17 protein-coding genes and 1 pseudogene are annotated in these 18628 nt (G+C 42.8%); 15 read left to right on the forward strand and 3 right to left on the reverse strand.

Going from position 1 to position 18628, the window contains the following annotated elements:
* Positions 1-326 precede the first annotated feature (326 nt).
* From pstS to AAC852_RS05225, 8 genes are all read left to right on the forward strand, one after another.
* Positions 327-1385, forward strand: a complete 1059-nt coding sequence (gene pstS / locus AAC852_RS05190) for a phosphate ABC transporter substrate-binding protein PstS (RefSeq protein ID WP_340620098.1) — start codon at positions 327-329, stop codon at positions 1383-1385.
* A gap of 91 nt (positions 1386-1476) precedes the next feature.
* Complete coding sequence (gene pstC / locus AAC852_RS05195) at positions 1477-2427, forward strand: phosphate ABC transporter permease PstC (RefSeq protein ID WP_340620244.1); 951 nt, start codon at positions 1477-1479, stop codon at positions 2425-2427.
* A gap of 1 nt (position 2428) precedes the next feature.
* Entirely contained in the window at positions 2429-3289 is an 861-nt protein-coding gene (gene pstA, locus AAC852_RS05200) for a phosphate ABC transporter permease PstA (protein WP_340620099.1), read from the forward strand.
* 35 nt (positions 3290-3324) lie between these two features.
* Complete coding sequence (gene pstB / locus AAC852_RS05205) at positions 3325-4101, forward strand: phosphate ABC transporter ATP-binding protein PstB (RefSeq protein WP_038261735.1); 777 nt, start codon at positions 3325-3327, stop codon at positions 4099-4101.
* 27 nt (positions 4102-4128) lie between these two features.
* Positions 4129-4845, forward strand: a complete 717-nt coding sequence (gene phoU / locus AAC852_RS05210) for a phosphate signaling complex protein PhoU (protein WP_340620100.1) — start codon at positions 4129-4131, stop codon at positions 4843-4845.
* 176 nt (positions 4846-5021) lie between these two features.
* A complete protein-coding gene (locus tag AAC852_RS05215; RefSeq protein ID WP_340620101.1) occupies positions 5022-5870 on the forward strand; it encodes an ABC transporter substrate-binding protein in 849 nt (282 codons plus the stop codon).
* 79 nt (positions 5871-5949) lie between these two features.
* Entirely contained in the window at positions 5950-6687 is a 738-nt protein-coding gene (locus AAC852_RS05220) for an amino acid ABC transporter permease (RefSeq protein WP_340620102.1), read from the forward strand.
* Between the two features lies 1 nt (position 6688).
* Positions 6689-7462, forward strand: a complete 774-nt coding sequence (locus tag AAC852_RS05225; protein WP_340620103.1) for an amino acid ABC transporter permease — start codon at positions 6689-6691, stop codon at positions 7460-7462.
* A 26-nt stretch (positions 7463-7488) separates the two neighbouring features.
* Here AAC852_RS05225 and AAC852_RS05230 read toward each other — a convergent pair whose 3' ends face one another.
* Entirely contained in the window at positions 7489-8352 is an 864-nt protein-coding gene (locus tag AAC852_RS05230; protein ID WP_340620104.1) for an alpha/beta hydrolase family protein, read from the reverse strand.
* Positions 8353-8768: 416 nt separating this feature from the next.
* Between AAC852_RS05230 and AAC852_RS05235 the strand changes: the two genes are divergently transcribed.
* The 3 genes and pseudogenes from AAC852_RS05235 to AAC852_RS05245 all read left to right on the forward strand — a co-directional run.
* Positions 8769-9266, forward strand: a complete 498-nt coding sequence (locus tag AAC852_RS05235; protein ID WP_340620105.1) for a hypothetical protein — start codon at positions 8769-8771, stop codon at positions 9264-9266.
* A gap of 130 nt (positions 9267-9396) precedes the next feature.
* A complete protein-coding gene (locus AAC852_RS05240) occupies positions 9397-10245 on the forward strand; it encodes a hypothetical protein (protein WP_340620106.1) in 849 nt (282 codons plus the stop codon).
* A gap of 74 nt (positions 10246-10319) precedes the next feature.
* Positions 10320-10667, forward strand: a pseudogene (locus tag AAC852_RS05245) (IS982 family transposase); the annotation flags it as partial.
* 489 nt (positions 10668-11156) lie between these two features.
* On the opposite strand, the gene AAC852_RS05250 reads toward AAC852_RS05245, so the two are convergent.
* Positions 11157-12653: an MFS transporter gene (locus AAC852_RS05250; RefSeq protein WP_340620107.1), complete on the reverse strand. Its 1497-nt coding sequence runs from the start codon at positions 12651-12653 to the stop codon at positions 11157-11159.
* Between the two features lie 107 nt (positions 12654-12760).
* Here AAC852_RS05250 and AAC852_RS05255 point away from each other — a divergent pair, with 107 nt between their 5' ends.
* Both AAC852_RS05255 and AAC852_RS05260 read left to right on the forward strand, forming a co-directional pair.
* On the forward strand, positions 12761-13312 hold the full coding sequence (locus AAC852_RS05255) for a TetR/AcrR family transcriptional regulator (RefSeq protein ID WP_340620108.1): 552 nt from the start codon (positions 12761-12763) through the stop codon (positions 13310-13312).
* Between the two features lie 162 nt (positions 13313-13474).
* Entirely contained in the window at positions 13475-14812 is a 1338-nt protein-coding gene (locus AAC852_RS05260; protein ID WP_340620109.1) for an NCS2 family permease, read from the forward strand.
* Positions 14813-14900: 88 nt separating this feature from the next.
* Here AAC852_RS05260 and AAC852_RS05265 read toward each other — a convergent pair whose 3' ends face one another.
* Positions 14901-16376: a glycosyltransferase family 39 protein gene (locus AAC852_RS05265; protein ID WP_340620110.1), complete on the reverse strand. Its 1476-nt coding sequence runs from the start codon at positions 16374-16376 to the stop codon at positions 14901-14903.
* Between the two features lie 148 nt (positions 16377-16524).
* Here AAC852_RS05265 and yihI point away from each other — a divergent pair, with 148 nt between their 5' ends.
* Both yihI and hemN read left to right on the forward strand, forming a co-directional pair.
* Positions 16525-17046, forward strand: a complete 522-nt coding sequence (gene yihI / locus AAC852_RS05270) for a Der GTPase-activating protein YihI (protein WP_340620111.1) — start codon at positions 16525-16527, stop codon at positions 17044-17046.
* Positions 17047-17237: 191 nt separating this feature from the next.
* Positions 17238-18611, forward strand: coding sequence for an oxygen-independent coproporphyrinogen III oxidase (gene hemN, locus AAC852_RS05275; protein ID WP_340620112.1), 1374 nt, complete (start codon positions 17238-17240; stop codon positions 18609-18611).
* Positions 18612-18628 lie beyond the last annotated feature (17 nt).

The raw sequence follows: 18628 nt of genomic DNA on the forward strand, positions 1-18628 counted from the left end.
ATTCAAAACAGGATTAAATATGAAGCCAGTTCCTGTCAGCGTTTGAAAATACGCTATGCCAAAATCTTACATGTATTATGAACAGCCCGGTAGATAACAAGTCATGACATTGAATTGGTGAAATTCAGGCTATGAGATATGAGTATGAATGCAATAATAGCGGGAATTTATGAATGGCTGTCATAAAAATGTCATAATTTATACATTTTAATGTCATTAAGTTGACTTATTTTTCCTTCCTGAACCAATTTTTACCTAAAAACTAGATTGTTGACGTTGTTGAAAGTTGTTTTTAATGAATGATGTGTATCTCAGCAGGAGGGTGTATGAAATCAATACGTATCACCGTGGCAGGCATCATGGCAACAGTATTTGCTGTGACGTCTTTGTCTTCATTTGCTGCAACTACATTTGTTGCACCTACCAGCTTGACGGGAGCCGGTGCGACATTCCCGGCACCGGTATATACCAAGTGGGCAGATTCTTATCAAAAAGAAACCGGTAATAAAATCAATTATCAGGGGATTGGTTCTTCTGGTGGTGTGAAACAGATTATTGCCAACACCGTTGATTTTGGTGCATCAGATGCCCCACTTGCTGATGACAAACTGGCTTCTGAAGGTTTGTTCCAGTTTCCGACCGTAATTGGTGGCATTGTGCTGGTAGTGAATCTTCCAGGTATCAAATCCGGTCAATTGGTGTTAGATGGCAAAACTCTCGGTGACATCTATTTGGGAACCATCAAAAAATGGAATGATCCCGTCATTGCGAAATTGAATCCGAATCTCAAACTACCTGATCAAAATATTGCGGTGGTACGCCGTGCGGATGGTTCTGGTACTTCCTTTGTTTTCACCAGCTACCTGTCCAAAGTAAACAGTGACTGGAAAGCAAAAGTCGGGGCAGGTTCTACAGTGAAATGGCCGATCGGACTGGGTGGTAAAGGTAATGATGGCATTGCTGCGTTTGTCCAGCGTTTGCCTGGTTCCATTGGTTATGTTGAATATGCTTATGCGAAGCAAAATAACCTCGCCTATACCAAGTTGGTAGCCGCTGATGGAAAAGTTATCGCTCCTACCGAAACTAATTTCAGTGCAGCAGCAAAAGGGGCGGATTGGGACAAAAGTTTTGCACAGGATTTGACGAATCAGCCCGGCGAAAATGCTTGGCCGATCACTTCAACAACATTCATCCTAATCCATAAACAGCAGAAAAATGCCACACATGGGACAGAAATTCTGAAATTCTTTGACTGGGCCTATGAAAAAGGCGGCGAGCAAGCGAAAGCGCTGGATTATGCTGTGTTGCCAAAAACCGTCATTGAACAAGTACGTGCAGCTTGGAAAAATGACATAAAAGATAAGCACGGCAATGCCTTGTATTAACCATTCGTTGTATTAGCGATGCTATTGAAGGGAAATAACCCAAATGGGAATTGAGCGCATGGTCGAACATAAGACTATACATAGAAAAACCATGCATAAGACAGTACAGAAAGCACCTGGTAAGCACGGTGATATTATTTTCAGTGTGCTAGTCAGGCTGGCGGCCTTGATGACGTTATTTCTACTGGGAGGCATTATCATCTCGCTGCTTATCGCTGCCTGGCCGAGTATGCAGACATTTGGTTTTGCTTTTCTATGGAATAAAGATTGGGATGCACCTGCGGGGATTTTCAGCGCCCTGGTCCCGATTTATGGCACATTAGTGACTTCATTGATTGCCCTGATTATTGCCGTTCCGGTTAGTTTTGGTATCGCTTTGTTTTTGACAGAGCTGGCACCAAACTGGCTAAAACGGCCGCTTGGTGTGGCAATTGAATTATTGGCGGCGATCCCCAGTATCGTTTATGGCATGTGGGGGCTATTTGTCTTTGCCCCGCTTTTTGCCACCTATTTCCAGCAACCTGTCGGTGATGTGTTGTCGAGTATTCCTGTCGTAGGAGAACTGTTTTCCGGCCCGGCTTTCGGCATCGGTATTCTGGCTGCGGGCATTATTCTTGCCATCATGATTATTCCCTATATTGCTTCTGTGATGCGCGATGTTTTTGAACAAACTCCCGTTATGATGAAAGAGTCGGCTTATGGGATTGGCTGTACAACATGGGAAGTGATTTGGCATATCGTACTGCCTTACACCAAAAATGGGGTAATCGGCGGTGTGATGTTGGGCCTGGGGCGTGCACTGGGAGAAACCATGGCAGTGACTTTTATTATCGGCAATACCTATCAACTGAACAGTTTCTCCCTCTATATGCCCGGAAACAGCATTACTTCGGCATTGGCAAATGAATTTGCCGAAGCGGAATCTGGTCTGCATACCTCTGCATTGATGGAACTGGGGCTGATTTTATTTGTGATCACTTTTATTGTTCTCGCGTTATCAAAATTGATGATCATGCATCTGTCCAGGAACGAGGGGCGTTGAAATGGTAAGAATTGATAAACGCCATAGGTTACAAGCCTGGCGGCGTCGGAAAAATCATCTCGCCCTGTTTCTGTCTATGGCAACAATGGCGTTCGGTTTGTTCTGGCTGATTTGGATTTTAATCTCCACAATCACTAAAGGCATTGATGGTATGTCTCTGGCGTTATTTACCGAAATGACGCCACCGCCCAACACAGAAGGAGGCGGGTTGGCAAACGCTATTGTTGGCAGTGGACTCCTGATCTTCTGGGCAACGGTGTTCGGTACGCCATTGGGAATTATGGCGGGTATTTATCTTGCTGAGTATGGCCGTCGTTCTCCGTTGGCTGAGGTGATCCGCTTTATCAATGATATCCTGCTTTCTGCCCCTTCCATTGTTGTAGGGTTGTTTGTTTACACGGTAGTTGTGACGAAAATGCAGCATTTCTCCGGTTGGGCAGGGGTTATCGCGCTGGCTCTGTTACAAATCCCGATTGTTATCCGTACAACGGAAAATATGTTGAAACTGGTGCCGGATAACCTGCGTGAAGCAGCTTATGCACTAGGAACCCCGAAATGGAAAATGATCTCCGCTATTACGTTGAAAGCCTCAATATCAGGTATTATTACGGGTATGTTACTGGCCATCGCCCGTATTGCAGGAGAAACCGCCCCATTGTTATTCACTTCGCTTTCCAACCAGTTCTGGAGCACTAACCTCAGTCAACCCATTGCTAATCTGCCTGTCACCATATTCAAATTTGCTATGAGTCCCTTCTCTGACTGGCAACAACTGGCGTGGGCCGGGGTTTTACTGATTACCTTGTGTGTACTGTTGATTAATATTTTGGCGCGGTTGTTATTTGCCAAGAAAAAATTCTGATATTAGAGGTACTGATATTGAAGAGAGAAGCGTTGATGAGTAAAGCCAATGATGTTGCAGGAAGTAAGATTCAGGTACGAAATCTGAATTTCTATTATGGCAAATTCCATGCACTGAAAAATATCACGTTGGATATTGCACAGAATAAAGTTACTGCTTTCATTGGCCCGTCGGGATGTGGCAAATCAACATTACTGCGTACTTTTAACAAAATGTATGAACTGTATGGAGAACAGAAGGCAGAAGGCGAGATCCTGCTGGATGAAACGAATATTCTGACCGATAAACAGGATATTGCCTTGTTACGAGCCAAAGTAGGCATGGTTTTTCAAAAGCCGACGCCCTTTCCGATGTCGATTTACGACAATATCGCTTTTGGCGTGCGTTTGTTTGAAAAACTTTCAAGGGCCGAGATGGATGAGCGAGTCCGATGGGCGCTGACAAAAGCTGCATTATGGAACGAAACCAAAGACAAGTTACACCAGAGTGGTTACAGCCTGTCTGGTGGTCAGCAGCAGCGTTTGTGTATTGCCCGTGCTATCGCTATCCGCCCGGAAGTTTTGTTGCTGGATGAACCTTGCTCTGCGCTCGACCCAATTTCTACAGGACGTATTGAGGAACTGATCAGTGAACTGAAATCGGAATATACCGTAGTGATCGTTACACACAATATGCAGCAGGCGGCACGTTGTTCTGATTATACGGCTTTTATGTACCTCGGTGAGTTGATTGAGTTCAGTGACACTGACATCTTGTTCACCACACCGAAAATGAAACAGACCGAAGATTATATTACTGGTCGTTATGGTTGATATGAGCAGATACGAGGTAGCGTAAAGATGGACAACCTGAATTTCGGTAAGCACATTTCTGGTCAGTTCAATGCTGAACTGGAACATATCCGTACTGAATTAATGGCAATGGGGGGATTGGTAGAAGAGCAGCTCAGTAAAGCGATTCTGGCAATGCACAATCAGGATAAACAGTTAGCCCAACAAGTCATTGAAGACGACCAGAAGGTCAATATGATGGAAGTGGCGATAGACGAAGCCTGTGTTCGTATCATTGCCAAACGTCAGCCCGCAGCAAGTGATCTGCGCCTGATAATGGTTATCTCAAAGACCATTGCCGAGCTGGAGCGTATTGGTGATGTTGCGAATAAAATTTGTCAGACGGCGCTGGAGAAATTTTCTCATCAACAGCAACCATTGCTGGTCAGTCTGGAATCTTTGGGCCGGAATACCATCCGGATGCTGCATGATGTATTGGATGCTTTTGCCCGTATGGATTTGCAAGAAGCCATCCGTATCTATCGTGAAGATAAAAAAGTAGATCAGGAATATGAAGGCATTGTGCGCCAGTTGATGACTTACATGATGGAAGATCCACGTACTATTCCAAGCATCATGACCGCGCTTTTATGTGCCCGTTCTATTGAACGTATCGGCGATCGTTGTCAGAACATTTGTGAATTTATCTTCTATTACGTCAAAGGACAGGATTTTCGCCATGTTGGGGGCGATAAACTGGAAGAATTGCTTACTAAAGATGAATAATTTTTATGACTATGAAACATGGGTATTCTCTTCAGTGCAGTTAGGGGCTCACTTTAAAGATTTATTCCAAAATGGTATAAGTATAGTGTTTTATATTATTTCAGGTGCTATGATGAAATTGATAGTTTTTATTGGACAATAAATAATTATTAACAAATTAATAATAGGGGTGTCCAATGAAATTCTGCAATCAATCTCGGTTGGCAGTGACTGCGTTACTAACCAGTTTGGTATTAGTTTCTGGCGTAGCGAAAGCAGACAAACTTGATGATATAAAAAAAGTGGGTACGGTTCGTATTGCGGTATTCGACAGTAATCCTCCTTTTGGTTTTATCGATCCTAAAACGAAAAAACTTGCTGGTTATGATGTGGATATCGCCAATGCAATCGCCAGTGATCTGGGTGTGAAACTGCAATTGCGCCCAACCAATCCCGCAAATCGTATTCCACTACTCTCTTCCAAGAAAATTGACTTAATTGCTGCTAACTTCACGATCACCGATGAACGGGCAAAACAGGTCGATTTCTCCATTCCTTATTTTGCTACAGGGCAAAAATTCATTGCCCGTAAAGGTGTCCTGACTAATCCGGATGATATCGCTAAATTGCGTATCGGTGCGGATAAGGGAACGGTACAGGAAATTACGCTGCGTGAGCGTTATCCAACTGCGAAAGTTATCTCTTATGACGATACTCCGCTGGCATTCGCGGCGTTGAGAAATGGTAATGTTCAGGCGATCACTCAGGATGATGCAAAGCTGGTGGGCTTGTTGGCAAATGTTCCTGAAGCGCAAAAAGCAGATTTTGAAATATCACCTTTCAGTATTACCCGTGAATATCAGGCTGTAGCGGCTTCCAAAGGAGAAACCCGATTGGTTGAAGCGGTTAACCAGACATTGTTGAAACTGGAGAAAGAGGGTGAAGCAGAGAAAATTTATAACCGTTGGTTTGGCCCTGACACAAAATTTGCTCAGCCGCGTGGTGATTTTAAGTTTGCTCCATTAAATAGTCAGGCAGCGAACTAACATACGTCTGGGAAAATGGTATCGGATACCAGCCTCGTCTTTGTGCGGGGCTTTGCCATTTGTTGATGTGGTGAATAATATGTTTGAGCAATTTATTGACGAGCACTTATTGGCTCCTGAATATCTGCAATGGCTCTGGCAAGGGTTCTTGATTACATTATGGATCTCTGCCTGCACCATTGTTTCTTCCACCTTACTGGGTTTTGTCATTGCGGCAGCGCGGGACAGCCAGATCAAGCCATTGCGTTGGTTGGTTACGCTGTACACCTCGGTATTCCGCAATACCCCATTGCTGGTACAACTATTTTTCTGGTATTTCGCTTCCGGCCAGATTTTGCCTCAAGATGCCATGATCTGGCTGAACACCTCCCATGAGACTGCGATTGCAGGTTTTACTTTGGAATGGCCTTCATTTGAGTTTCTGGCTGGATTTATCGGCCTGACACTTTACTCCGCACCTTTTGTGGCAGAAGAGTTAAGAGCAGGAATGCAGGGTGTTGGACGCGGCCAAAAATATGCTGCTCGCGCATTAGGTTTAACTGGCTGGCAGGCCATGCGCCATGTCGTACTGCCACAAGCATTGAAGATTGCTATGCCACCACTTTTGGGGCAGTACATGACTATCGTCAAGAATTCATCATTAACAATGGCGATTGGTGTCGCTGAACTTTCCTATGCTTCCCGTCAGGTAGAAACACAGTCTCTGCAAACATTTGAAGCGTTTGGCGTGGCGACAGTACTCTACATCGCCATTATTGCTGTGATGGAAGGATGGGGGCAATGGCGTCAGCAGAGAATACTGGCAAGAGGGTACTGATATGGACTTTACTGTTATAGCAGAAAACTGGCGCTATTTGCTGTTGGGAACCTTTCCCGACGGGCCGTTGGAAGGCGCAGCTTTGACACTGATGATAAGTATTATGGCCGGAGTGATCTCGATTGCCTTGGGGACAGTGGCAGGAATCGCATTGGCGATGTTGCGTGGTTTTTGGGTAAATTTGCTGGCAGCGGTATTGGGATTCTTTCGTGCTATTCCGGTTATTATGCTGATTTTCTGGACTTATTTCTTGTTGCCCGTGGTTTTGGGTATGGAAATACCTGAAATCACCACTGTAGTTTGTGCACTGGCATTGATCACGTCTGCTTATCTGGCCCATGGTGTTAAAGCGGGCATTCTGGCGATTGGTGAAGGTCAATGGCGTGCAGGACTGTCTTTGGGTTTCAATCGTTGGGAAGTATTGTGGTATATCGTTCTGCCACAGGCATTGCGTATGATGGTGCCTTCGTTCATAAACCAATGGATTGCGTTAATCAAAGACACTTCATTGGCCTATATTGTTGGCGTAGCTGAACTGTCATTTTTGGCGACACAGGTTAATAACCGTAGTATGGTTTATCCGATGGAAGTCTTTTTATTTGTTGCGTTAGTTTATTTTGTGATGTGTTTGTCACTGGAATTAGCCGCTAACTATGTCGCTCGTCATTTTTCGGTAAGACGTGAGAAAACCGCATTCTTGCGATTTTGGGGTATACCCGACAGGCTTCGCATTGTATTTAGACGGCAAGTGAATGGTTCTTCAGAAACCTGTTAGCTTTATGTTTGTAATGGGATTTTTTACTAGTGATATATCCCGGAAAGGAACGATTGTATTTCTGCACTTAATATGGCTTGGTATTTTTCCCTGTCGAACCCGGCAGGATCCTGTGACGGAGGAAAATCAATACTCTTCATATGTGATGGAAATGGGCTTTGAAAAGAGTGATGCCCTGCATTTGTGACAATTTTATGCATAACATTAATATGGTTTTCAATAACTGATGTACACAATATGTCAGATAAATGGTCTTTTTCCGCAGTTAATAATAATATTGGAACATTGACTCTATTTAAAGAATCTTTGTAATTAAACCATCCACATGCTGGAGATAATAATATAAGTGAACAGATTCTGTTATCATACGGAACGGTAATTTCTTCAATCGATTGACCGCTTGTTATATCAGGAATGGCAACAGGTATACCACCACTGATAGCAAGGGCTGTATATCCTCCCATTGAATGCCCAATTAATGTTATTTTATCTTTTAATAAATGGTTACTCACCATTTCATTATTAACGATATGATCAATAATTAATTTGATGTGTCGGGGCCTGTTTTCTAAATTGGCTAATGTCCCAGCCAGAGAGTCATCAAAATAACAGTTCCCAGGATGTTCTAATGCTAATACGGCATACCCGGATTTAACAAGTAAGCACATAAGATCCCGATGAGTTAGAGATGAGCTACCACTACCATGGGATAAAACAATTAAAGGTATTTTAACACCGTAAATTGGGGCGTTCATCGCAACAGAGATATCATAAGGTCCGAACTTTTCTGATTTCTCAATTTCCCGTGTTGGATAAAAAAAGTGAATTGGTATAAATTTACCTTGTTTATCATCATAAACTTCATTACTTATATATCCTATAGTTACCATTCTGTGTCCTATCCTTTTTTCTGTTCAATTGAAATGTTATCCCTATGATATTTTGGTGTCCATGATAATTGGACTGCTACAGAAAGAAATATCTATATTTGGGCCTTACATGGATTTCTCTAAGCTTTGCTGCGCTTGCTCTCTTTTACAGAGAAAGATGTGAAAGCAGGACGAACTGTGTCTTTCATCAGTTGAGGATGACACATCCTGGTGCTGCTAATATTGATTTTCAGGCTATTGCTGATGCATTGGATTGCCACCGTGATTTTTATGGTGCTGGAATTATTTATTCGGATGGGTTATCTAAGCGTTATTTGGTTAGACCCTCAAAAAGACGTGGAAACTGAACTACTTCAGAGTTAACACATATTATTATCTTTAATCTAGAGTCGGAGACAGTTGCTCTGGAAGTAGAGTTGAAAAAAACGGTTTCTGAGCCTAGTTTGGTATGGGAAATTGGATCAACAGCGCTTTCGTGTGGCTCTGCATTGGCATTTATTGCAGTTGAATTTCTTTCAGCAGCTTTAAAGGAAGCGTACCATACTTACAGAATAATGAAGTCTACATCTTCCCGTAATGCATCAGAATGGTTGAAAAACATGCCAAGACATGAAAGAAAACGGTTAACAGAGGAGATTATACGATATAACAATCCCGGCATTTCTAATCAGGCTATAAAAGATGCAATAACAAGAGGAAAATATCCTAAACATTATCCAACAGAAGAAATTCGCAGGACTTTGCGAAACCACTTGATAAATTCTCTTTCTGCTGCTGGTGGATTTTTGGGAAGTGGAATGACTGGCAGCATTAGGAATCCTGAAAATATAGTTAAATCAGCCAATTATGCTATTGGTGCAATTTTTTCTATTGTGGATGAAAAACCAGCAGGTTATCTTCAAAATGGTTATTAATAGAAAAGTGTTTTTTACTGAAATTTGTATGAAGATTTTGAATATTCAACTTATTATAAGATGATTACAGAAATAAGGAGTAAAAAAAGAGAAAAATAATATTAAGATTTAATAAATTTGGAAAAATAATATGAACTTAAAAAATATTTTAACAAACAGGCAACTCAGAAGTATTATACATTTGTATAAAAATACAGATGATAGAATTGAGAATAGTGATTCTTCTCTATTGGATGAGCTAAATATTGTTAGGCTTAAAGATAAAATAACCATCAGTCGCTCCTCAGAAGAAAGTGTATTGATGGCCTTGTTTCCGATACTAATTTCTGTTTCTTATGTAATATTACTTTTTGTATTTTATAATTTCTATTCTTCTTCTGATGCTGCGCGTTTTCAACGTTCTGCCAATATATTTATTATTTCTATAATCTCGTTATCGACACTTTATGCTTACAGAGGAAATCTCTTTGCGTTAAAAACACTGAATGGGTTGAACACATTCAGTATTATTTTGGCAATTACTCTTATTCTGCTTGATTACTTTGCCTATTATATGCACCACGAATGGTATTTGTTGACCATTGTTTTCTTCAATTTCCTCTCGAATAGGATAATCATTAATAGTGAAACATTTTCTCAAGCTATGAGAGAAATTCTATGGTTTAAAATAAAGAATTCTATTCTGAAAAAAAATATAGTTGAAATTTCAGAAGAAGATATTGTTGGGTTGCATAACAGTTCGAGAAAAATAAATGTCTTCAGTATGTTTTGGCAATATTGTGTATTAAATACCAATCTCTCTAATACACTTAGAGAAAGTGATGCGCTTAACCAAAGAGTAGAAAAAAATGATGCTAGTCTACTGGCAGAAAAGAGATTAAATAAGTATCGGTATTTATTGGACTTTGGTATTCCGAAAAAAGCATTACTGATAACATTATTTTCTACTATTTTACTAATTAACCTGAATTCTGGATAAGAAATTGACGAGAGGCCTGTTCCAGGAGCAAAGTTTTGGTGAAAGCCTAAAACGACTCCGGGGAGGAACAGGCCATGGACAAGTTAGTTGAAATTTTCTGCGATGTCGACGACTTTTGTCGTCTTTTCATCCCCCAGTGGGCGCAGTTTTGTCTCGATAACGGATACCGCCTGCGCCGCAGACAAGGCCGCATGTATCCCAGTGAAATCATGACAATTTTAATCCTCTTTCAGCGGTCGCATTACCGTGATTTTAAAAACTTTTATTTGGAGCATATCTGGCAATACCATCACCGCGACTTCCCCTCCTTGCTCAGTTATACCCGTTTTATCAGCGTTGCCCCGTCCGTTTTGGTCCCCTTATCCAGTTATCTGACTCAATTAAAAGGAAAACCGACAGGCATTGCTTTTATCGACTCCACGAATTGGGGTTAATTAAAAAAATCTTGGACAATGTAGAAATGACCTAACGTTCATATTGTTATCTCATTTGGATAACAAAAATGATCTGCCAATTTTATTTTTTATTGTCGCTTTGGTTTTAGTATTTGCTTTCTTATCCATTTCATTAACTCATAGGGGAATAACGTTGGGGTTCAGGATGTTAACTGTAGCACGTTATCTCTTCTTGGTACTCTTTATCTCTCTGATAAGTTTAAAATTCATTGCTAGTATATTGGATTATAGCAATGTCTCTTTGTGTATTATTGCCGTGGATTTTTTACTGACATTCTTTATGCTAAATACCCAATATTACAGTCACTACCTTAAGGAATTACATTGCTTTCGGGCATGGCATAAAATGATCAGAAAAAATAGTCAATAGAAGAAAGTCATTCAATATTGAAATGCTTTTTGATGCCAAACTATTCGACAGAAAGAATCGAATAATTTGGCTGGTTCTAATAATAGTTAATCGTGTTGCCTTCTTGCAAACAGCACGATCACCGCAGCGCTTAGTAGTAACGATGTTCCCGCCACGGTTAACACTGATAGGAATGAGCTATCAAAAGCCTGTTTTGCTGCCCGGATCAGTGACAAAGCCGCTTCACCTTTTAAACTCTCTGCAACGATAAGTGCTTCATCAATACTATTTTGTATCGCGCCACTCTGTACAGACTCAGGTATGACAACCTCGGCCGGTAGGGTGAATGAGGCCGTATAGATCGCTACCATCAGGCTACCGAGAACGGCTATCCCAATCAGACCACCAAATTCATAGGCGATTTCTTCAATTGAAGCGGCTGTACCTGCACTGTGCTCAGGAGCATTGAACATAATGGATGTAGAAGCTGCCGTCATAGCGGCACCGATGCCAAACCCGATCATGGCAAGCGTAGTGATCTGTACTAACATGCCGGATTGGAAACCGATGAGATAGCCAAAAATACCAAATCCGGCAAAGATGAGTGAGAGCCACATCATTCTTCCTGCGCCAAATCTGGGGACGGCAATACCAGCCAAAGGCCCGGCAGCAAAAGAAGCTAAGGGAATAGGCAGGATAAACAATCCTGCCTGTAAAGGTGATAAACCTACCACAAGTTGAAGCCGTTGACTGATTACAAGCTCCACTCCCACGAGGGCTGCTGTGGTAACAAAAGCTGTCGCGACGCCAGTGGCGAAGCCGTAAGAACGTAACAGGTTAAAGTCGATAATTGGTGTGGATGAACGACGTTGCCGACGAACGAACATAACTATAAAAACAATCCCGATAGCGCTGGCTATCATGGCAGTTTCCAGTGATGGTGCTTGTTTACTCATTTCCTTGATAGCTAAGGTAATGCCAATCAGCCCGATCATGATTTGGATAGAAGCAAGCAGGTCAAATGAGCGACTCGGATTACTTTGACTTTTGTTAATGATGATCGGAGCAAAGATAAACGCGATGATGACGAAAGGAACGTTGATCAGGAAGACAGAGCCCCACCAGTAATATTCGAGCAGTATCCCACCAATAACGGGGCCAAGCGCCGCTCCACCCGAAGCAACCGCTGACCAGATGCCGATGGCAAGAGCACGTTCATTCGGATCTTCAAAAGCCTGACGGACTATTGCCAGCGTTGCGGGCATCATCATTGCTGCACCAATGGCAAGTACCACTCGTGCACCGATCAAAGTGCCAGGATTGGGAGCAAACGCGGCGATAAGTGATGCTATGCCGAATACAACCAGCCCGGAAGTAAAGAGTTTCTTAGCACCGAAACGGTCACTTAACGCTCCTGTACCGGGAAGCAGGCCAGCAATGGTCAATGAATAGGCGTTCATGATCCACAGTTTTTCGGTAGAAGAAGCGCGCAGGTCATGTGTCAGGCGAGGCAAAGCGGTATAGAGAACAGTCATGTCGATAACGATTAGAAAAAGTGCGCTGGAAATGACAGCCAGCACGAGCCAGCGAATATTCGATTTCATGCGAGAACTCATCAAAATGGTTGAGGGATTCTGTGCCGTTCAAGCCTTGACGGTACAGAGTCCTTAGTATTATAAATACATACGTATTGAATTAAAAGGGGGCTTCAATGGGACGACGTAAAACAATTGACCGGGAAGTGTTGTTGGATGCAGCGGAACAAATTGTGACAACACATGGTGCTGCGGCTCTGACTATTGATGCAGTGGCAAAATCGGTGGGGATCACTAAGGGTGGGGTTCAGTACAGTTTCAATACGAAGGACGCACTCATTGATGCGATGTTTGAACGTTGGGAACTGAGTTACCAAGAGCAGTTTTGCACAATAGCCGGGGAAGATCCTGATCCGTTGACAGCAGTACGTGCGCATGTTGAGGCCAGCCGACATTCTGATGAAGTGTCATCTGCAAAAGCAGCAGGTTTACTGGCTGCTTTACTTCAAACACCTGAACATCTTGAATCAAGTCGTGCCTGGTATAGTCAGCGTATAGCTGGTCTGGATACAACGACGGAAGAAGGGCGTCGGGCGCGCTTAGCTTTTCTGGCCACAGAAGGGGCATTCGTCCTACGTTTCTTTGGATTAATGGAAGTTGGTAAGGATGAATGGGCGGATATTTTCACTGATATTCTTGACATGATGCCCTGCAAAAATAACGAATAAAACGGAGTCAATTAATAAGGGGCGTTAATAATAACTTTGTTATATAACTTATTGATTGTGCTCATCGCAATCGTTTTCTTTTTTGACCTTGGAGGATAACGATTTGTTCTGATTTCCGGTAGGATAGGGCGAAAACTTCATCTTTTAGGAAATAAAATATCAATGAGCACACCCAATTCTGGCTCTGTAAATCGTCAGGGCTTACTTCAGCGCGTGTTTAAATTAGAAGAACATGGCACGACAATTCGTACCGAAATGATCGCTGGGCTTACAACCTTTCTAACCATGGTTTATATCGTCTTTGTGAATCCACAAATTTTGTCTGTTACAGGAATGGACATCAAAGCCGTATTTGTTACTACCTGCCTCATCGCTGCACTTGGCAGTATTATGATGGGAATAACGGCAAATTTACCGGTTGCTGTTGCTCCCGCAATGGGGCTGAATGCTTTTTTTGCTTTTGTCGTAGTCGGCGCTATGGGTATTTCATGGCAGGTTGCAATGGGAGCGATTTTCTGGGGCGCAGTAGGGTTGTTAATCCTGACTATTTTCCGCATCCGTTACTGGATGATAGCTAATATCCCCGTCAGTTTGCGTATCGGTATTACCAGTGGTATCGGGCTTTTTATTGCCATGATGGGGCTGAAAAATGCCGGCATTATCGTACCGAATCCAGATACTATCGTCTCCATCGGCAATTTTGCTTCCCACAATGTACTGTTGGGGACATTGGGCTTTTTTATCATTGCGATCTTAGCAGCACGTAATTTTCATGCAGCAGTATTGCTTTCCATCGTAATAACGACGGGGGTCGGGTTTATGATGGGGTATGTGGAATATCAGGGGGTTTTTGCTCTGCCACCCAGTGTAATGAGTGTTGTTGGTAATGTTGATGTAAAAGGAGCTTTGGATATCGCGTTAGCCGGGGTTATTTTTTCTTTTATGCTGGTAAACCTGTTTGATTCGTCCGGTACGTTGATTGGTGTAACCGATAAAGCCGGTATTGCTGACAGTAATGGTAAATTTCCGCGGATGAATCAGGCCCTGTATGTTGACAGCATTAGCTCAGTGGCTGGCTCTTATATCGGAACGTCTTCGGTAACCGCTTATATAGAGAGTTCTTCTGGCGTCTCTGTTGGTGGGCGTACCGGATTAACTGCCGTTGTTGTCGGTATTTTATTCCTGTTGGTGATGTTTATTTCTCCATTGGTTAGTATGGTTCCTGCTTATGCTACAGCAGGTGCGTTGGTTTATGTGGGGGTTCTGATGACATCCAGCCTGACACGGGTGAAATGGCATGATCTGACTGAATCCGTCCCGGCATTTATTACCGCTGTTATGATGCCATTCAGCTTTTCTATTACCGAAGGTATCGCATTAGGATTTATCGCCTATTGCACTATGAAACTGGGAACAGGGAAATGGCGTGAAATTGGCTCTTGCGTTATTGTCGTTACTTTATTGTTTATATTGAAAATGGTGTTTGTGGATGCCCATTAAACACAATGCTGGCTAACCTGATGTTGTGTTGAGAAGAAAAAGCCTGACGGTATACCCACTTTCAGGCTTTTTTGCGGTAACTAGAAAATTATTGAGGGTATTGACTGTTTTTGGGCGCAACAAAGCCGATGCAGACAATCTCAGGTTCCGCACTTGGCTGAGCTTGAAACATAAATTCTTCTTTGTGGCTGATCGTTAATTCAGTCCAGGTTATCAGTGTTTGCTGAAAGTTTTCCTGTGAGCAATTTGTTCCCCTTTTTCCTACCAGTAAAGCACCATATTTCACAATATCGCTCTCTTTAATATGGCGGTTGTATATATTGGGTGGTGCACCATTGTCCATTTCCCACGGCTGTATAGTTTGAGGACGATAGTGACTGTAAAACGTCAGCCATTGGTGCAGATATTCTCCTCCAACGTAATGCAGTGGTGTTGGGTTCAACTCATTCCAGCGCTGATCAAGTTGACGGGTAAAGGTTTTTATCCCTTCAAACTTTTCGCCAGCGCCCCGGACATTTGCCAGCATGACACTGGCATAGCCGATAAGAACCAGCACACCAAGCAAGGCCAAGCCTCGCAATACTCCCAGTAAAGATTTATGGGGTGGTACAATTATTGAACCTACCAGTAGTGCAGGTGCAACTGCCATGAATGGCTGGAGCCATTCAGTCATCCGTCCACCCTGATTAAAAGAGAACCAGGCATAGATAATCAACAGGGGTAACAGAATAACGATATTAACCAGCTTGTTGGATTGCTGTTTTGGCCAGCCAATTTTTCCGCCTGACAGATAAATTATCACTCCTACGATGATGAGAGGATAAAACACCGAAAGTACCGCGCGTGTAGTATGCAGATTAAATCTATGCTCGATTTGGGAGTCTACCCATTTAAATGCAGAAAAATCGTTATGTGCCAGCCACCAGGCGTTAGGTAATATCAGTATAAGCCACAATGCAATGGCAAGATAAAAGAGCGGTTCCCGATAATGACGGCGTACTTTGGGAGCAAACAGGGAGAGCAAAAAGATTGAACCAACGATCGCCAGTGAAGAATATTTGCCCATTGTAGCCAGCCCTGTTGCTAATGCGAATGCCAGCCACCATTTCGGATGGTCATCAATGGCTTTCAGGAAGAACAACAGTGACCACGGCCACAGCATTACCAACAGGTAATTATCGTTATAAGGAATGATATCGAAATTAATAATACCAGACAGATTGAGTGTCAGCATGGCAAGCCAGGCTAATTCAACTTTGCCTGTTAACCGAAAGGCCAGACGCCAGACGCCAAGCATACCTATGGCAATGGCAACAAAATGGGTGAAATACCAGTAAAAGCTGAGAGAAATATGACTAATATAGATCGCTGGTAACATCACAGTGCCTACCAGCCACGGATTTTTCGGAGATCCCCACTCGCCATTCAGGCCCCAGTTTAAGGCCTCTACAGCATCATACGGAACAGTCGGATCCAGTAAATAACTTGCTACTATCCATAAGACAGCATAACCAATGCACCAAAGGTACAGAGGAATACGATAAGCAGTATCGAAGAAACGCATAGGGAATCAATGCTCATAATACTTAAGTTAAGATAACCTGAAATATTAGTCGAACTCGAAAGAATAAGTAAATGACGTTGGATGTTATAAGTGGATTCTGTTAGATTCCGCCGAAAATATCTTGATAACACGAGTTGGGTCACAAGCTATGAGTCAATTAAAGAAAAAATCCCCTGCAAAAACGTCAGTGGGTAAGCAAAAAAGAAAAAGTCGTGAAGAGTTGAACGCTGAAGGACGTGAGCGTAAACGCCAGAAAAAACAGCGTGGTAATCCAGCCGGTAGCCGTCACCAGGATAACAGTAATCAGAAAAAACAGTCTGGTACAAAGCAGGAACGAGATCCTCGCATCGGCAGTAAAGCACCGGTTCCTTTGATCATCAGCGAAAAAGCAGCGGTAAAAAAACCAGTAGTAGAGAAATCTAAAGCAACGCCAAAACCTCGTTTATCTCCGCAGGAAGAGCTGGAAATGCTGGAAAATGATGAGCGTCTGGATAGCTTGCTGGCACGCCTTGAGCAGGGTGGAAAACTCTCTCAGGAAGAGAATGACTATGTTGATAGTATGCTTGAGCGTATTGATATTCTGATGGAACAGTTGGGTATTGAGCTGGAAGATGATGGCAGTGAAGAAGAACAGCAGGAAGATATCATGCAGTTGCTGAAAGGGAAATAATTCCTGAGAAGTAAGCAATTTCTGAGAAATAAATCGTTCCGGTTATAAGTTGTTGTGATCATAAAGGCGGGACAGCCCAGAATATACTCAATGATAAAGTTTATAACCATAGTATTTACATGGTATTTACTATAGTAATTGGGTAAACTACGGTGGCTATTTGGTGGGCTAAAACAGCGGAAGGAGTAAGCATGTCAGAGCAAGCCATTGTCTGGGATCTGCCTTTGATCCAAAAATATAATTATTCAGGGCCTCGCTATACTTCATACCCAACAGCATTGGAGTTTAACCAACAGTACGATAATACCGTGTTTGTACAGGCCGCTGCGCGTTATCCTGATCGCTCTCTTTCCCTTTATATCCATATCCCATTCTGTCACAAACTCTGTTATTTCTGTGGCTGCAATAAGCTGGTGACTCGTCAGAAACATAAAGCAGATGAGTATCTGCAAGTTTTGGAAAAGGAAATTACGGCGCGGGCAAAATTGTTTGCCCAGAGAAAAGTCAGCCAGATGCACTGGGGAGGAGGGACGCCAACTTATCTGAACAAGACACAGATCAGCCGATTGATGGCAATATTGCGTAGTCACTTCCACTTTCTGTCTGATGCAGAACTTTCCATTGAAATTGATCCACGTGAAATTGAATTGGATATCATTGACCATCTCCGCCATGAAGGTTTTAACCGCTTGAGTATGGGTGTGCAGGATTTCAATAAGGAAGTTCAGCGTCGGGTTAATCGGGAACAGGATGAAGATTTCATTTTCGAACTGGTTAACCGTGCCCGTGAAACTGGCTTTACCTCCACCAGTATCGATTTAATTTATGGTTTGCCGAAACAGACTGCGAAAAGTTTCGCTTTCACTCTGCAACGAGTGTTGGCGCTATCTCCTGATCGTCTGAGTGTATTCAATTATGCTCATATGCCGAATTTGTTTGCGGCACAACGTAAAATTAAGGAGATGGATTTACCGAGTGCGGCTCAGAAACTGGATATTTTGCAGCAGACAATGACTACTCTGACAGGTAATGGTTATCAGTTTATTGGTATGGATCACTTTGCCCGTCCTGATGATGAACTGGCTATTGCTCAGCGAGAAGGGATACTACATCGTAATTTTCAGGGATATACCACACAAGGAGAGTGCGACTTACTGGGAATCGGTGTTTCTGCTATCAGTATGCTGGGTGACAGTTATGCGCAGAACCAGAAAGATCTGAAAACCTACTATGCAGCAGTAGAGGCGCAGGACCATGCGTTGTGGCGTGGGTTGAATCTGACGCAAGACGATTGTATCCGCCGTGATGTGATTAAGGCGTTGATTTGTAATTTCCGGCTGAATTTTGCTGATATTGAACAGTGCTACGGAGTGAATTTCACGGATTATTTTGCTGAAGATTTGCCATTATTGGTGCCGCTGGCGGAAGATGGATTGGTCAAGGTCACTGAAACCCAGATTAAGGTATCACCGCAAGGACGTTTGTTAATCCGAAATATCTGCATGTGTTTTGACCACTATTTGCGTAATCAGATGCGTCAGAGACAGTTTTCGCGGGTAATATGAATAAAGCTCAGGGTTGA

Origin of the sequence: Xenorhabdus siamensis (assembly GCF_037996745.1) — a bacterium.
GTDB lineage: Bacteria > Pseudomonadota > Gammaproteobacteria > Enterobacterales > Enterobacteriaceae > Xenorhabdus > Xenorhabdus indica.

What these genes read in the sequence shown, in the direction of transcription:
- phoU (WP_340620100.1), top strand. Translation starts at nt 4,129, where the DNA reads ATGGACAACCTGAATTTCGGTAAGCACATTTCTGGTCAGTTCAATGCT.
- AAC852_RS05265 (WP_340620110.1), bottom strand. Translation starts at nt 16,376, where the DNA reads ATGCGTTTCTTCGATACTGCTTATCGTATTCCTCTGTACCTTTGGTGC.
- pstA (WP_340620099.1), top strand. Translation starts at nt 2,429, where the DNA reads ATGGTAAGAATTGATAAACGCCATAGGTTACAAGCCTGGCGGCGTCGG.
- AAC852_RS05240 (WP_340620106.1), top strand. Translation starts at nt 9,397, where the DNA reads ATGAACTTAAAAAATATTTTAACAAACAGGCAACTCAGAAGTATTATA.
- yihI (WP_340620111.1), top strand. Translation starts at nt 16,525, where the DNA reads ATGAGTCAATTAAAGAAAAAATCCCCTGCAAAAACGTCAGTGGGTAAG.
- AAC852_RS05225 (WP_340620103.1), top strand. Translation starts at nt 6,689, where the DNA reads ATGGACTTTACTGTTATAGCAGAAAACTGGCGCTATTTGCTGTTGGGA.
- AAC852_RS05220 (WP_340620102.1), top strand. Translation starts at nt 5,950, where the DNA reads ATGTTTGAGCAATTTATTGACGAGCACTTATTGGCTCCTGAATATCTG.
- pstB (WP_038261735.1), top strand. Translation starts at nt 3,325, where the DNA reads ATGAGTAAAGCCAATGATGTTGCAGGAAGTAAGATTCAGGTACGAAAT.
- AAC852_RS05230 (WP_340620104.1), bottom strand. Translation starts at nt 8,352, where the DNA reads ATGGTAACTATAGGATATATAAGTAATGAAGTTTATGATGATAAACAA.
- AAC852_RS05260 (WP_340620109.1), top strand. Translation starts at nt 13,475, where the DNA reads ATGAGCACACCCAATTCTGGCTCTGTAAATCGTCAGGGCTTACTTCAG.
- AAC852_RS05250 (WP_340620107.1), bottom strand. Translation starts at nt 12,653, where the DNA reads ATGAAATCGAATATTCGCTGGCTCGTGCTGGCTGTCATTTCCAGCGCA.
- AAC852_RS05215 (WP_340620101.1), top strand. Translation starts at nt 5,022, where the DNA reads ATGAAATTCTGCAATCAATCTCGGTTGGCAGTGACTGCGTTACTAACC.
- pstC (WP_340620244.1), top strand. Translation starts at nt 1,477, where the DNA reads ATGCATAAGACAGTACAGAAAGCACCTGGTAAGCACGGTGATATTATT.
- AAC852_RS05255 (WP_340620108.1), top strand. Translation starts at nt 12,761, where the DNA reads ATGGGACGACGTAAAACAATTGACCGGGAAGTGTTGTTGGATGCAGCG.
- pstS (WP_340620098.1), top strand. Translation starts at nt 327, where the DNA reads ATGAAATCAATACGTATCACCGTGGCAGGCATCATGGCAACAGTATTT.
- hemN (WP_340620112.1), top strand. Translation starts at nt 17,238, where the DNA reads ATGTCAGAGCAAGCCATTGTCTGGGATCTGCCTTTGATCCAAAAATAT.